Below are 15143 nucleotides of genomic sequence, written 5' to 3'. Positions count from 1 at the left end.
GGGCCTTGTCGTCCCCGGTCTCAGCTCTGCTGCCCCGAGGGCTTGCGCACCGGCGGCCGGGTCGCGGACACCCGCTTCTTGACCCCGCTCCACCACGCCGAGGCCGCCCACACCACACGCACGGTCGAGCGCGGCATGAACAGCGCTCGAAGTCGCGTGCCCCGGCTGAGCGTGCTCCGCAGGCCGGCGACCACCCGGCGGACGTCCTCGGCCAGCCCCGCCGTGGGACGCGGCCGGGGGGCGTACAGCACCTGCTCCACGGCGTCCGCCACCCGGTGCACCGAGGCAGCGGCCTCCGGGTCCAGATGCCCCAGCCGTACGATCCGGGCCGCCGCCTTGCGCGGGGTCTGTGACTCGTCCGGCGCGATCCCGAAGTCCCATGCCGTGTCGGTCAGCTCCTGCCAGACCGCCAGGATGTGCGGCGCCACATCGGCCTCACCGCGGCCGTGCGCCCCGAGCCGAACCGCCCGGGCGCGCAGCCGCCACAGCATCGGCGACAGCGGGATCAGCAGGGCCGCGAGTCCGGCCAGGGACCAGGCCAGGACGACGTACCACTTCGGGCCGTCGTCGTCCTTGGCCAGCGCGGCCTGCGGGGACTCGCTCGCGCACAGCTCCGGGTTGCCGCCCGCCGCACAGCTCTCGCTCTCAGAGGGCGCCGCGCTGGGGGCCGAGCTCGCCGACTGGGTCGGCCGCCCAACATCCGGCAGGCTGCTGCCGGGCGCGTCCGTCTGCGTGTACGACGGCACCGAGCCCCGGGTCGGGGTCGGCTCGAAGCGGGTCCAGCCGACGCCCTCGAAGTACAGCTCCGGCCAGGCGTGGGCGTCCTTCAGGCCCACCGACACCGACTCGTCGCCCTGCGGGGTGCCGGGCGCGAAGCCCACCGCCACCCGGGCCGGTATGCCCAGCGAGCGGGCCATCGCCGCCATCGAGAAGGAGAAGTGGACACAGAAGCCCTGCTTGTCCCGCAGGAACCGGACGATCGCCTGCGAGCCGCTGCCGACCTGCACCTCGGTGTCGTACTGGAAGCCTCCGGTGACGGCGAAGTACTCCTGGAGCTTGACCGCCTGCTCGTAGTGGCTGTTCGCGCCCTCGGTGACCTCGCGCGCGGTCCGGGCCACCTCCTCCGGCAGCGACGACGGCAGCTTGGTGAACTCCCGCTTGATGGCCGCCGACGGCTCCGGAGCGTCGGCGAGCTGATCCGCGGTCGGCTGCACATCGAGGCTGCGCACCGTGTACGTCAGACCGCGGGTGTTCTGGCCGTGGTCGCCGACGAGGGTCATGCCGAGCGGTTCGTAACGCCAGTTGCCCTCGATGTCCACGCCGCTCGGCGGATATGGCATCGGCAGCCAGTCCTGGGCGTACCAGTTCGCGGCCGAGACCCGGGTCTCCACCTCCGCGCGCTTGATGTCGGGGCCGAGGCCGATGGGGGTGGGGAACTCCTGCGGCACCGAGGTGATGTTCCGCTTGGCCGGCTTCCACGTGGTGCCGTCGAAGTCGTCCAGGGACACGATCCGCAGATACATGTTGGACAGATCGTCGGTGGTGGTGCGCAGGGAGAGGACCTGGCGGTCCTCGTCCACGTTCAGGCTGTCGCGCAGCGACACCAGCGGGTTCACCGCGGAGATCGTGCCGCCACCGCCGGATCCGGAGCCCACTCCGGTGCCGGTGCCGTCCAGCAGACCGCCGTTCATCGCGGGCAGCCCGAGCGGCACCACCAGGGCGATGCCCAGCGCGACCACGCCGATCCGCCGCCCGGTGCGCACCGGTGCCACCGCGCCACTGGGCTCACCGCTCGGGGCGCGCGGGGCGCCGCCGAAGACCCGGCCCCACTGCGAGAGCCGGTCCCGGCCCTCGGCCAGCAGCAGCATCAGATAGCCGGCCGCCGCGACCAGGAACCACAGCCAGTCGGCGCCGCCGTCGGAGAGACCCGCGGCGACCGAGTACAGGGCGAGCAGCGGCAGCCCGGCCGGGGCCGCGCTGCGGAAGGTCACCGCGAGGGTGTCCACCGCGAGACCGATGATCAGCACTCCGCCGACGAGCATCAGCCGGATGCCGTCGGACAGCGGCGCCGGAATGGCGTATCTGCCGACGTCGTCCGTGCCCGTCCGGAGCAGGTCGCCGAGGTGGGTGATGGCCTCGGGCCCCGGAATCAGCCCGAGCAGCGCCTGCTCCCGGGCGAAGGTCAGGGTCAGCAGCATCAGCGTGACCAGCGCCTGCGCCGCCACGGTCAGCGCCCGGGCCAGCGGCACCCGGCGGGCCGCCATGCCCACGCCGGTCTGCACGGCCAGCAGGAAGACCGCCTGGAAGAGCCAGGTGGCCTCCTCGACGAGCGGCAGCAGGGCGCAGGCCGCGGCCAGTGTGGCCACGGCGGCGCACAGCGCCAGTCGTGCCCGTCCGCTCATCCCGGTCCCTCCCCACCACTCGCGGCGACGACGCCCGCGCGCTCACGGTCCGCCTGGCGCCACAGCTCCTCCAAGGAAGCGCCCCGCGGCACGCTCAGGGCCGTCCAGCCCGCCTCCCGCAGCATCCGCAGCCGCTCCTCGCTCCCGTCCAACGGCCCGGCCACGTCGGTCGGTTCCCGCACCCAGGTCTCGCTGTCCAGCAGGAAGGCGACCGCGCCCCCGCTGCGCTGGCGCATCTTGGCGGCCACCGCGGCCTGCTCCTCGTCGAGGTCGCCGAAGAACGCCACGAGCAGCCCCTCGTTCCCGCCGCGCAGCACGTCGTACGACCGGGACAGGCCGGTGCCGTCGGAGTGGTCGATCACGGCGAGGGTGTCCATCATCAGCCCGGCCGCGTCCGCCGACTCCTGGCTGGCACCGGCGAATCCGTCGGCGCCCTCACCGGGCACGGAGCTGCCGGTGTCCGTCAGCAGCCGTACCGAGAAGCCCCGCTCCAGCATGTGTACGAGGGCGGAGGCGGCGCCCGACACGGCCCACTCGAAGGCCGAGTCCGGGCCCGCGCCCTGGAAGGCCAGGCCCCGGGTGTCCAGCAGCACCGTGCAGCGGGAGCGCTGCGGCTGCTCCTCCCGGCGCACCATCAGCTCGCCGTAGCGCGCGGTCAGGCGCCAGTGCACGCGGCGCAGATCGTCGCCGTAGCGGTAGCCGCGCGGGATCACGTCGTCCTCGCCGGCCAGCGCCAGCGAGCGCTGCCGTCCGTCGCCGTACCCCTTGGCCTCGCCGGTCAGGCGCACCGGTGGCAGCGGCTCCACGCGCGGGATCACCGTCAGGGTGTCGTACGTGGAGAAGGACCGGGTCAGCTCGCACATGCCGAAGGGGTCGCTCAGGCGCAGCTGGAGCGGGCCCAGCGGGTAGCGGCCGCGCAGGTCGGAGCGGACCCGGTAGGACACCTCGCGGCGGCCGCCCGCCTCCACCCGGTCCAGTACGAAGCGGGGGCGCGGGCCGAGGACGTACGGGACCCGGTCCTGGAGCATCAGCAGGCCGGTGGGCAGCCGGGAGACGTTGTCCATCCGCAGATGGACCCGGGCCTCGCTGCCGGCTGGCACGCGCGCGGGGGAGAGCCGGCGGCTGCCGGCGACCCGGTAGCGCGTGCGGTAGAGCACGGTCGCGCAGACCAGGGGCAGCACCGCGAGCAGCAGACCCACGCGCAGCAGATCGCTCTGCCCGAGGACGTATGCGCAGATCGCGGCCGCCACACCGGCGGCCAGGAAGGAGCGGCCGCGGGTGGTCAGACCCGCCAGCGCGGTGCGCACCCCGCCCTGCTCGCCCCGGTCGGCCTCCGCGTGCCCCGTCCCCCCGGTGCTCATCACAGCCTCCGCGGCGGCTGCTGGGGATACGCCGGGGCGCCGCGGCCGAGGCCCCCGAAGCCGCTCTGCTGCTGCGGCGCGGCGGGCACCGGGGTGCGCTGCAGGATCTCCTGGACGACCTGCTCCGCCGTCCGGCGGTTGAGCTGGGCCTGGGCGGTGGGCAGCAGCCGGTGGGCCAGGACGGCCACGGCGAGGGCCTGCACATCGTCCGGCAGCGCGTACTCCCTACCGCTCAGCGCGGCGGACGCCTTCGCCGCGCGCAACAGATGCAGCGTCGCGCGCGGGGAGGCGCCGAGTCTGAGGTCGGGGTGGGTACGCGTGGCGGCGACCAGGTCCACGGCGTAGCGCCGGACCGGTTCGGCGACATGGACACCGCGGACGGCGTCGATCAGCTTCACGATCTCGTGCGCATGGGCCACCGGCTGGAGGTCGTCCAGCGGGTTCACCCCGCCGTGGATGTCGAGCATCTGCAGCTCGGCCTCCGCGCTCGGGTAGCCGATGGAGACCCGGGCCATGAAGCGGTCGCGCTGGGCCTCCGGCAGCGGGTAGGTGCCCTCCATCTCGACCGGGTTCTGGGTGGCCACCACCATGAAGGGGCTGGGCAGCTCGTAGGTCTGCCCGTCGATGGTGACCTGCCGCTCCTCCATGGACTCCAGCAGCGCGGACTGGGTCTTGGGCGAGGCGCGGTTGATCTCGTCGCCGATCACGATCTGCGCGAAGATCGCGCCCGGCTTGAACTCGAAGTCCCGGCGCTGCTGGTCCCAGATGGACACACCGGTGATGTCCGAGGGCAGCAGGTCGGGGGTGAATTGGATACGCCGCACTGAACAGTCGATCGACCGTGCCAGCGCCTTGGCCAGCATTGTCTTGCCCACGCCGGGAACATCCTCGATCAGAAGATGTCCCTCGGCGAGCAGCACGGTCAGCGAAAGCCGTACGACCTCGGGCTTGCCCTCGATCACTCCCTCCACCGAACTGCGGACTCGCTCGACGGTGGCGGTCAGATCAGTGAGGCTCGCTCGATCGTCATAGGTCGTCACCCGGCCCTCCTCGGCCCGTTCTTTCCGGGCCGACGCTCTGCGATGCGGACCGGCCCACCCCGAAACACGGACACCACACGTGAAAAGTTCCGTGTGACGCCACACCCGCATTCTTGCTGCCGTTACCGATTCGTGTCACTCGCCTGTGGACAACTGCCTGCGATATGTCGGGTCTTACCGCCTTTTGGGCACCCCGGAGCAGGAAATCAACAGCGAAACGACAGCTTCGACGGGAGGTTACGCGGGGTCGATCTCGCGCAGCAGGCCCGTCTTCACGTCGAAGACAAAGCCGCGGATGTCGTCGGTGTGCACCAGGAACGGCGAGGTCCGCACGCGCTGCATGGACTGCCGAACGTCCTGGTCGACGTCCCGGAAGGCCTCCACGGCCCAGGCCGGGCGCTGGCCGACCTCCATCTCCAGATCGTGCCGGAACTCCTCGGTGAGCGTCTCCAGACCGCAGCCGGTGTGGTGGATGAGCACGACGCTGCGGGTGCCGAGCGCGCGCTGGCTGATCGTGAGCGAGCGGATCACGTCGTCGGTGACCACGCCGCCCGCGTTGCGGATGGTGTGGCAGTCGCCGAGCTCGAGGCCCAGCGCCTTGTGCAGGTCGAGCCGCGCGTCCATGCAGGCCACGACGGCGACGTGCAGGACGGGGCGGGCGTCCATACCCGGGTCGGAGAACGCGGCGGCGTACCGCTCGTTCGCCTCGACGAGACGGTCGGTGACCGTGCCGCCATCGGCTATGGCGCCTTGGGGACCCGCGGGAACCGATGCAGATGTCGTCATAGCTATGACGGTACTGGTCACGTCCGTTCCGAGCAGGATGTGAGAGGGGACAAAGAACGTCATTGAGTCCTGTTGTGAGCTAACCCACAAGGGTGGCACGAGTGCGCCTGTAGGAGTGAATTTCCCCGGCGCCGGGCTTCGCGCCGACCCCGGGCCGCGACGCGCAGGCCGGTTGATTGACCGCGAGACAGGGTGGACTAAAGTGACGCGAAGCGGGAGGCGAGGTCTCCCTGCTGGACTGAACTTCCCGTAGGACCCGGCGCGCCCGCCGGAGATCTCCCCACGTGCGCGGCGCGTACGTACGGCTCGGCCTCCTCCCGCTCCCGGCCGGCTGACGCTTTTGGCGCCGGCAGGCCTCCCCTTCACTGGGGGAAGGGCGGGGACCCGGCAGTGCGTACCGCCCGCCGGACCTGAGAGGGCCCCTTGAGCAACAGTCGACATGTCCCGGTGATGCTCCAGCGGTGCCTGGACATGTTGGCCCCCGCCCTCCAGGCCCCCGGAGCGGTCGTCGTCGACTGCACCCTCGGGCTCGGCGGCCACAGCGAGGCCCTCCTCCAGCGGTTCCCCGAGGCCAGGCTTGTCGCCCTGGACCGGGACAAGGAGGCGCTGCGCCTGTCCGGCGAGCGGCTCGCCCCCTTCGGCGAGCGGGCCACCCTGGTGCATGCCGTGTACGACGAGCTGCCCGACGTGTTGGACCGGCTCGGCCTCGCGCGCGTGCAGGGCGTTCTGTTCGACCTCGGTGTCTCCTCCATGCAGCTCGACGAGGCCGACCGCGGCTTCGCCTACGCCCAGGACGCCCCCCTGGACATGCGCATGGACCAGACGACCGGCATCAGCGCCGCCGAGGTCCTCAACACCTACCCGCCCGGCGAGCTCGTCCGGATCCTGCGCGCGTACGGCGAGGAGAAGCAGGCCAAGCGGATCGTGTCCGCCATCGTCCGCGAGCGGGAGAAGGAGCCCTTCTCCAACAGTGCGCGGCTCGTGGAGCTGATCCGGGACTCGCTGCCCCAGGCCGCCAAGCGCACCGGCGGCAACCCGGCCAAGCGCACCTTCCAGGCGCTGCGCATCGAGGTCAACGGCGAGCTGTCCGTGCTGGAGCGGGCCATCCCGGCCGCCGTGAAGGCCCTCGCCGTGGGCGGACGGATCGCCGTGCTGTCGTACCACTCGCTGGAGGACCGGCTGGTGAAGCAGGTCTTCGCGGCCGGGGCCGCCACCACCGCGCCGCCCGGGCTGCCCGTCGTCCCCGAGCAGTACCAGCCGCGGCTCAAGCTGCTCACGCGCGGTGCCGAACTTCCCACCGAGGAAGAGGTCGCCGAGAACAAGCGGGCGGCACCGGCGCGACTGCGCGGGGCGGAGCGCATCAGGGAGGACGTCGAGTGAGCCATCCGGACGGGCGGGCGCGTGGGTTTGAAACCTGGACGCGGCTCCGGTCGTACAGGTTGGACAACCGAATCCGGGGGAGGGCGAGTGAGTAGGAAACCCGAACTGAGGGGCAGGGCCGCGCGGCTCGCGCGGCTCTTCCCGACGGGACGGGGCCAGGCCGCCCGCACCCCCTTCGTCCTCCTTGTCGTCCTGCTCCTCGGCGGCGGTCTGATCGGACTGCTGGTGCTGAACTCCGCCCTGAGCGAGGGTGCGTTCCGGCTCGACGACCTCCAGAAGGAGACCAAGAGCCTCACCGACGAGGAACAGGCGCTCCAGCGGGACGTCGACGCCTACTCGGCCCCCGACGCCCTCCAGCGCCGGGCCCGTGAGCTCGGCATGGTGCCGGGCGGCGACCCCGCCTTCCTCGACCCCGACGGCACGGTCAAGGGCGTACCCTCACCGGCCCCCGCCGCCGCTCACCAGACCGCCGTGTACAACCCGCTCGTCCTGGCCCCCGAGGCGTTCACGACCACGCCTTCGACCCTCACGACCCCCGGCAGGTGACGGAAGTGGCCGACTCAGGCAAGCAACCGCCGCGCCGCCGCGTGCCCGGACCCGCACGGGCCGACCGCCCCGGCGGCCGGCGCGCCCCGGGCCCCGGCGCCCGCCCGGCCCGCCGCCCGGCGCCGCCGCGGCCTCGCCCCGCGGCCCCCGCCGCCCTGAAGCTGGGCAGCCCCCGTCCCCGGCTGCGCATGGTGAGCCTGGCGCTGACCCTCGTCCTGATCGCCTTCGTCGTACGCCTCCTCCAGGTCCAGGCCGTCGACGCCAGCACATATGCCGCCAAGGCCGAGAAGAACCGGTACGTCGGCTACACCCTGGCCGCCGAGCGCGGCGGCATCACCGACCGCAACGGCGTGGCCCTCGCCGCCAGCGTGGACGCGTACGACATCACCGCCGACCCCACGCTGTTCACGCGCAAGTCCCTGAAGGTCGGCGACGGGCCCGAGCAGGCGGCCGCGCTGCTCGCCCCGATCCTCGGCCAGGACCAGGCCGCCCTGACCAAGAAGCTCAGGACCAAGGGCCAGTACGTCCTGCTCTCCCGCCGGCAGACCCCGCAGGTCTGGAAGCAGATCAAGGACCTCAAGAGCGCGCTCGCCACCAAGGCGGAGACCGACCCGAGCACCGTCAACGTCCTCGCGGGCGTCTTCTCGGTCGCCAGCAGCAAGCGCGTGTACCCCAACGGCGACCTCGCCGCCGGGATACTGGGCTGGGTCAACTACGACGGCAAGGGCGGCGGCGGAGTCGAGCAGCAGCTCGAGGAGGAGCTCGCCGGCGAGGACGGCAAGATCCGCTACGCCCAGTCCGGCGGCCGCCAGGTGCCCACCGCCGGCTCCACCGAGACGCCAGCCGTGCCCGGCAGCGATGTCGAGCTCACCATCGACCGCGACATCCAGTGGGCCGCGCAGAACGCGATCAGCGAACAGGTGGCGGAGTCCAAGGCCGACCGCGGCTATGTGATCGTGCAGGACACGAAGACCGGCGAGATCCTCGCCATGGCCAACTCGCCCGGCTTCGACCCCAACGACCTCTCCGAGGCCGACGCGAACTCCCTGCACAACTGGAGCCTGGAGGACGCCTACGAGCCCGGCTCCACGGCGAAGGTGCTGTCGATGGCCGCCGTACTGGAAGAGGGCGCGGCCACCCCCGACACCCATGTCGTGGTGCCCAACCGGCTGCACCGCGGCGACCGTCTCTTCAAGGACGACATCAACCACCCCACCTGGTACCTCACGCTCAACGGCGTGCTCGCCAAGTCCAGCAACATCGGCACCATCCTGGCCACCGGGCAGCTGGGCAAGACGCAGAAGGAGTCCAACCAGGTCCTCTACTCCTATCTCCGCAAATTCGGCCTCGGCAGCTACACCGGGCTCGGCTTCCCCGGCGAGACCAAGGGCATCCTCGCGCCGCCGGACCAGTGGTCGACCTCGCAGCAGTACACGATTCCTTTCGGCCAGGGCGTCTCCGTCACCGCGATGCAGGCCGCCTCCGTCTACTCGACGATCGCCAATGGCGGCGTACGCGTGGAACCCACCCTGGTACGCGGCACCGAGGGACCCGACGGACGCTTCACTCCCGCCCCGAAGCCCGAGAAGAAGCGGGTCGTGAGCGCGAAGACGGCGAAGACCCTGGCCCAGATGCTGGAGTCGGTCGTAGACGACGAGGAAGGCACCGGAACCAAGGCCCGCATCCCCGGCTACCGGGTCGCGGGCAAGACGGGTACGGCCAACCGCGTGGATCCGGCCACCGGCAAGTACCGCGGCTACACCTCGTCGTTCGCCGGATTCGCGCCCGCCGACCAGCCGCGGATCACCGTCTACTGCGCCATCCAGAACGCCACCAAGGGCAACTATTTCGGCGGCCAGATCTGCGGCCCCGTCTACAAGAAAGTCATGGAGTTCGCGCTGAAGACCCTCCAGGTCCCGCCGACCGGGGCCCCGGCCGCCAAGCTCCCGGTCACCTTCACACCCTGATCAGCCCCGAGCAGCCAGGAACCACCTCGTGACAACGATCACCCCGGATTCCGGGAACCAAGGAACGTCCGCCGCCTCGCTTCGCTCCGAGGCGGGTGGGCCCGGTACGCTCACCGCCGTGCCACACGCTGATCAGTCCCAAACCACCCAGAAGGGCGCACCCGTGACATATCCCGGGCCGCCCAGGCCGGTCCAGGTCTCCGCCACACCCCTCGCGGAGCTCGCCGGCCAGCTGGGTGCCGCAAGGCCGGGTCAGGACGCGGAGGTCACGGGCATCACCCATGACTCGCGCGCCGTCCGTCCCGGCGATCTGTACGCCGCTCTGCCGGGCGCCCGGCTGCACGGCGCCGACTTCGTCACCCAGGCCGCGGGCCTCGGCGCGGTCGCCGTGCTCACCGACCCGACCGGCGCCGAACGCGCCGCCGCCACGGGCCTGCCCGTGCTGGTCGTGGACGACCCGCGCGGACAGATGGGCGAACTGGCGGCCACGATCTACGGCCACCCCGGCCGCGATCTCCTCCAGATCGGCATCACCGGCACCTCCGGCAAGACCACCACCGCCTATCTCGTCGAGGGCGGCCTGAAGACCGTCCGCTCGACCGGCCTGATCGGCACCGTGGAGATGCGCATCGGCGACGAGCGCATCAAGTCCGAGCGCACCACTCCCGAAGCCACCGACCTCCAGGCCCTGTTCGCCGTCATGCGCGAGCGCGGTGTGGAAGCGGTCGCCATGGAGGTCTCCAGCCATGCGCTGGTCCTCGGCCGGGTCGACGGCTGCGTCTTCGACATCGCGGTCTTCAACAACCTCAGCCCGGAGCACATGGAGTTCCACTCCGACATGGAGGACTACTTCCGGGCCAAGGCGCAGCTGTTCACGCCGAAACGCAGCAGACTCGGTGTGATCAACCTTGACGACGAGTACGGCCGCCGACTCACCAAGGAAGCCACGGTCCCCGTCGTCACCTTCTCCGCCGAGGGCCACCCCGACGCCGACTGGCGGGCCGAGGACGTCCAGGTCGGGCCCATGGACTCGACGTTCACGGTGATCGGCCCGCAGGGTGAGCGGATCAGCGCCCGCTCGCCGCTGGCCGGCCCGTTCAACGTGGCCAACACCCTCGCCGCGATCGTCTCCCTGGCCGTCGCGGGCCTCGACCCGCAGTCCGCCGCCGACGGCATCGCCGCCGTCCCCGGGGTGCCCGGCCGCCTGGAGCGGGTGGACGCGGGCCAGCCCTATCTCGCGGTCGTCGACTACGCCCACAAGACCGACGCCGTCGAATCCGTGCTGCGGGCCCTGCGCAAAGTGACCAGCGGTCGCCTGCACATCGTGCTCGGCTGCGGCGGCGACCGGGACCGGACCAAGCGGGAGCCGATGGGCGCCGCCGCGGCCCGTCTCGCCGACATCGCCGTACTGACCTCCGACAACCCCCGCTCCGAGGACCCCCTCGCGATCCTCGCGACCATGCTCCAGGGCGCGGCGTCCGTGCCCTCCCACGAGCGCGGCGAGGTCCAGGTCTTCGAGGACCGGGCCGCCGCGATCGCCGCCGCCGTCGCCCGGGCCGAGCCCGGGGACACCGTGCTGGTCGCGGGCAAGGGCCATGAGCAGGGCCAGGACATCGCCGGGGTGGTGCGTCCCTTCGACGACCGCCAGGTGCTTCGCGAAGCTATCCAGAAGACCCAGGGATGAACTTGTGATCGCCCTCTCTCTCGCCGAGATCGCTGAAGTCGTCGGCGGGCAGACGTACGACATACCGGATCCGTCGGTACGGGTCACCGGACCGGTTGTCCGGGACTCCCGTGAGGTGGCGCCCGGCAGCCTCTTCGTCGCCTTCGTCGGCGAGCGTGTCGACGGCCATGACTTCGCGGCGCAGGTCGTCGAGGCGGGCGCGGCGGCCGTGCTGGCCTCGCGGCCCGTCGGCGTGCCCGCGATCGTCGTGGACGACGTCCAGACGGCCCTCGGCGCCCTCGCCCGGCACGTCGTACGGAAGCTCGGCACCCCCCTCGTGGCGCTGACCGGCTCGGCGGGCAAGACCAGCACCAAGGACCTGATCGCCCAGGTGCTGCGGCGCAAGGCGCCGACGGTGTTCACGCCCGGCTCGCTCAACAACGAGATCGGGCTGCCGCTGACCGCCCTGTCCGCCACCGAGGAGACCAAGTTCCTCGTGCTGGAGATGGGCGCCCGGGGCATCGGCCACATCCGCTACCTCACCGAGCTCACGCCCCCGAACATCGGCCTCGTGCTCAACGTCGGCACCGCCCACATCGGCGAGTTCGGCGGCCGGGAGCAGATCGCGCAGGCCAAGGGTGAACTCGTAGAAGCGCTTCCGGAGGACGGGGCCGCGATTCTCAACGCGGACGACCCGTTGGTCCGGTCCATGGCCTCCCGTACCAAGGCGAAGGTGATCCTTTTCGGAGAGTCGGCCGAAGCGGACGTACGCGCCGAGAACGTGCGACTCACGGACAGCGGACAGCCTGCCTTCATGCTTCACACACCCTCCGGTGCAAGCGAAGTGACCATGCGCCTGTACGGTGAGCACCACGTGTCGAACGCGCTCGCCGCGGCCGCCGTCGCCCACGAGCTGGGCATGTCCGCGGAAGAGATCGCCACCGCGCTCTCCGAGGCGGGCTCCCTCTCCCGCTGGCGGATGGAGGTCACCGAGCGCCCGGACGGCGTGACGGTCGTCAACGACGCCTACAACGCGAACCCCGAGTCCATGCGAGCCGCCCTGCGCGCGCTCGCGGCAATGGGCAAGGGACGTCGTACGTGGGCGGTGCTCGGCAAGATGGCCGAGCTCGGGGACGAGGCGCTCGCCGAGCACGACGCGGTCGGACGGCTCGCCGTCCGGCTCAACGTCAGCAAGCTCGTCGCGGTCGGGGGCAGGGAAGCGTCCTGGCTGCAACTGGGCGCATATAACGAGGGTTCGTGGGGTGAGGAGTCGGTGCACGTGTCCGACGCACAGGCGGCGGTCGACCTGTTGCGCAGCGAGTTGCGCCCAGGGGACGTCGTACTCGTGAAGGCGTCCCGTTCGGTCGGCCTCGAGAGCGTGGCGCAGGCGCTCGTCGAGACCGGTGCCGAGGGTGAGGTTGCCGCCCGATGATGAAGCAGATCCTGTTCGCAGGAGTCATTGGCCTCTTCCTGACCCTGATCGGCACCCCGCTGCTGATCAAGCTCCTCGCGCGCAAGGGCTACGGCCAGTACATCCGCGACGACGGCCCGCGCACGCACGGCAGCAAGCGCGGTACGCCGACCATGGGCGGTATCGCCTTCATCCTGGCGACGGTTGCCGCGTACTTCCTGTCGAAGCTCATCACGGGCAAGCCGCCGACCTACTCCGGTGTGCTGGTGCTCGGCCTGATGGTCGGCATGGGCCTGGTCGGCTTCCTGGACGACTACATCAAGATCGTCAAGCGGCGTTCGCTGGGTCTGCGGGCCAAGGCGAAGATGGCCGGTCAGCTGCTCGTCGGTATCTCCTTCGCGGTGCTCGCGCTGCAGTTCGAGGACGCCCGCGGCAACACCCCGGCCTCCACGAAACTGTCGTTCATCACCGACTTCGGCTGGACGATCGGACCGGTGCTGTTCGTCGTCTGGGCGCTGTTCATGATCCTCGCGATGTCGAACGGCGTGAACCTGACGGACGGTCTGGACGGTCTGGCCACCGGCGCCTCCGTCCTCGTCTTCGGCGCCTACACCTTCATCGGCGTCTGGCAGTTCCAGGAGTCCTGTGCCAACGCGCAGATCCTGCCCAGCCCCAACGCCTGCTACGAAGTGCGTGATCCGCTCGATCTCGCCGTCATCTCCGCGGCGTTGATGGGCGCCTGCCTCGGCTTCCTGTGGTGGAACACGTCGCCGGCCAAGATCTTCATGGGCGACACCGGTTCGCTCGCGCTCGGCGGTGTCCTGACCGGCCTGGCCATCTGCTCCCGGACGGAGCTGCTGGTGGCCGTCATGGGCGGCCTGTTCGTCCTGATCACCATGTCGGTGGTCATCCAGGTCGGCTCCTTCCGGCTCACCGGGAAGCGCGTCTTCCGGATGGCGCCACTCCAGCACCACTTCGAACTCAAGGGCTGGTCCGAAGTCCTTGTGGTGGTCCGCTTCTGGATCATCCAGGGCATCTGTGTGATCGTCGGACTGGGCCTCTTCTACGCGGGATGGGCAGCGGAAAAGTGACCTCCTCGGAGCCTTTCGACTGGCAGGGCAAGCACGTCACCGTCGCCGGGCTCGGCGTCTCCGGCATCCCGGCGGCCAAGGTGCTGCACGGCCTGGGCGCGCGGGTCACCGTCGTCAACGACGGCGACGACGCACGCGCGCGTGAACAGGCCGCGGAACTGGAGGCGCTGGGCATCACCGTGCGTCTCGGCGACGGCGCGACCCTGCCCGAGGGCACCGAACTCATCGTCACCGCGCCCGGCTGGAAGCCGGACAAGCCGCTCTTCGAGGCGGCCCGCGCGGCCGGCCTGGAGATCTGGGGCGATGTCGAACTGGCCTGGCGCCTGCGCGGCCCCGACGCCCCGCCCTGGCTCGCCGTCACCGGCACCAACGGCAAGACGACGACCGTGCAGATGCTCGCCGCGATCCTGAAGGCGGCGGGCCTGCGCACGGCCGCCGTCGGCAACATCGGCGTCTCCCTGCTGGACGCGGTCCTCGGAGACGAGGAGTACGACGTCCTCGCCGTGGAGTTGTCCAGCTACCAGCTCCACTGGGCGCCCTCCCTGCGCGCCCACTCCGCCGCCGTCCTCAACCTCGCCCCCGACCACCTCGACTGGCACGGCTCCATGGAGGCGTACGCCGCCGACAAGGGCCGTATCTACGAGGGCAATCGCGTCGCCTGTGTCTACAACGTCGCCGACAAGGCGACCGAGGACCTGGTGCGCGAGGCGGACGTCGAGGAGGGCTGCCGGGCCATCGGCTTCACCCTGGGCACCCCGGGTCCCTCCCAACTCGGCGTCGTGGAGGGCATCCTGGTCGACCGCGCCTTCGTGGAGAACCGGCAGGAGAACGCCCAGGAGCTCGCCGAGGTCTCCGACGTCAACCCGCCGGCCCCGCACAACATCGCCAACGCCCTGGCGGCGGCGGCCCTCGCACGCGCCTTCGGGGTGCCCGCCAAGGCCGTACGCGACGGCCTCAGGGCCTTCACTCCGGACGCTCATCGCATCGCGCTGGTGGGGGACTTCGACGGGGTCGCCTACATCGACGACTCCAAGGCCACCAACACCCATGCGGCGGAAGCCTCGTTGGCGGCCTACGAGTCGATCGTGTGGATCGCGGGCGGCCTTGCGAAGGGCGCCACCTTCGACGAGCTGGTCACCAAGTCGGCAAAGCGACTTCGCGGGGTCGTCCTGATCGGCGCCGACCGGGCGCTGATCCGCGAAGCCCTCGCGCGACACGCCCCGGAAGTACCGGTCGTGGACCTCGACCGGACCGACACTGGGGCGATGCTCGCGGCTGTCCAGGAGGCCCGGCGGCTCGCCACCGCGGGCGACACGGTGCTGCTGGCCCCGGCCTGCGCCTCGATGGACATGTTCGCCAACTACAACAAGCGCGGCGACGCGTTCGCGGAGGCGGTCCGCGAACTCGGCGCCGACGCCTGACGGCGGGTCTCGGCCCTAGGGTGCTTCGGGACCCTTTGGAGGGACGGGTGACTCGGATGTGGCTCGGGTTCGATG

Annotated in this window: 11 protein-coding genes; 7 read left to right on the top strand and 4 right to left on the bottom strand. The window is 71.2% G+C overall.

The features are described from left to right. Positions 1-20: 20 nt before the first annotated feature. The 4 genes from OHT76_RS11790 to OHT76_RS11775 form a co-directional block, all read right to left on the bottom strand. Entirely contained in the window at positions 21-2402 is a 2382-nt protein-coding gene (locus tag OHT76_RS11790) for a transglutaminase TgpA family protein (RefSeq protein WP_328870735.1), read from the bottom strand. Then, the gene (locus OHT76_RS11785; RefSeq protein WP_328870734.1) at positions 2399-3763 is read right to left on the bottom strand and encodes a DUF58 domain-containing protein; all 1365 of its coding nucleotides are present in this window, start codon (positions 3761-3763) and stop codon (positions 2399-2401) included. Before OHT76_RS11785 ends, OHT76_RS11790 begins: the two co-directional genes overlap by 4 nt. Then, complete coding sequence (locus OHT76_RS11780) at positions 3763-4803, bottom strand: AAA family ATPase (RefSeq protein ID WP_328870733.1); 1041 nt, start codon at positions 4801-4803, stop codon at positions 3763-3765. Before OHT76_RS11780 ends, OHT76_RS11785 begins: the two co-directional genes overlap by 1 nt. A 237-nt stretch (positions 4804-5040) precedes the next feature. Next, the gene (locus tag OHT76_RS11775) at positions 5041-5589 is read right to left on the bottom strand and encodes a beta-class carbonic anhydrase (protein ID WP_328870732.1); all 549 of its coding nucleotides are present in this window, start codon (positions 5587-5589) and stop codon (positions 5041-5043) included. 423 nt (positions 5590-6012) lie between these two features. Here OHT76_RS11775 and rsmH point away from each other — a divergent pair, with 423 nt between their 5' ends. The 7 genes from rsmH (at position 6013) to murD (ending at position 15068) form a co-directional block, all read left to right on the top strand. Then, positions 6013-6969, top strand: a complete 957-nt coding sequence (gene rsmH, locus OHT76_RS11770) for a 16S rRNA (cytosine(1402)-N(4))-methyltransferase RsmH (RefSeq protein ID WP_328870731.1) — start codon at positions 6013-6015, stop codon at positions 6967-6969. Positions 6970-7056: 87 nt separating this feature from the next. Continuing rightward, the gene (locus OHT76_RS11765) at positions 7057-7515 is read left to right on the top strand and encodes a septum formation initiator family protein (protein WP_328870730.1); all 459 of its coding nucleotides are present in this window, start codon (positions 7057-7059) and stop codon (positions 7513-7515) included. A 5-nt stretch (positions 7516-7520) separates the two neighbouring features. Then, complete coding sequence (locus OHT76_RS11760; protein WP_328870729.1) at positions 7521-9482, top strand: peptidoglycan D,D-transpeptidase FtsI family protein; 1962 nt, start codon at positions 7521-7523, stop codon at positions 9480-9482. A 163-nt stretch (positions 9483-9645) separates the two neighbouring features. Further along, a complete protein-coding gene (locus OHT76_RS11755; protein ID WP_328870728.1) occupies positions 9646-11166 on the top strand; it encodes a UDP-N-acetylmuramoyl-L-alanyl-D-glutamate--2,6-diaminopimelate ligase in 1521 nt (506 codons plus the stop codon). 4 nt (positions 11167-11170) lie between these two features. Further along, the gene (locus OHT76_RS11750; protein ID WP_328870727.1) at positions 11171-12577 is read left to right on the top strand and encodes a UDP-N-acetylmuramoyl-tripeptide--D-alanyl-D-alanine ligase; all 1407 of its coding nucleotides are present in this window, start codon (positions 11171-11173) and stop codon (positions 12575-12577) included. After that, the gene (gene mraY, locus OHT76_RS11745) at positions 12574-13647 is read left to right on the top strand and encodes a phospho-N-acetylmuramoyl-pentapeptide-transferase (RefSeq protein ID WP_328870726.1); all 1074 of its coding nucleotides are present in this window, start codon (positions 12574-12576) and stop codon (positions 13645-13647) included. The genes OHT76_RS11750 and mraY overlap by 4 nt, the downstream gene beginning before the upstream one ends. Beyond that, the gene (murD, locus tag OHT76_RS11740; protein WP_328870725.1) at positions 13629-15068 is read left to right on the top strand and encodes a UDP-N-acetylmuramoyl-L-alanine--D-glutamate ligase; all 1440 of its coding nucleotides are present in this window, start codon (positions 13629-13631) and stop codon (positions 15066-15068) included. Before mraY ends, murD begins: the two co-directional genes overlap by 19 nt. Positions 15069-15143 lie beyond the last annotated feature (75 nt).

This window comes from Streptomyces sp. NBC_00287, assembly GCF_036173105.1.
Classification (GTDB): Bacteria; Actinomycetota; Actinomycetes; order Streptomycetales; family Streptomycetaceae; genus Streptomyces.
The sequence above is the reverse complement of the archived record's forward strand: the minus strand, read 5'-3'. Positions and strand labels throughout refer to the sequence as shown.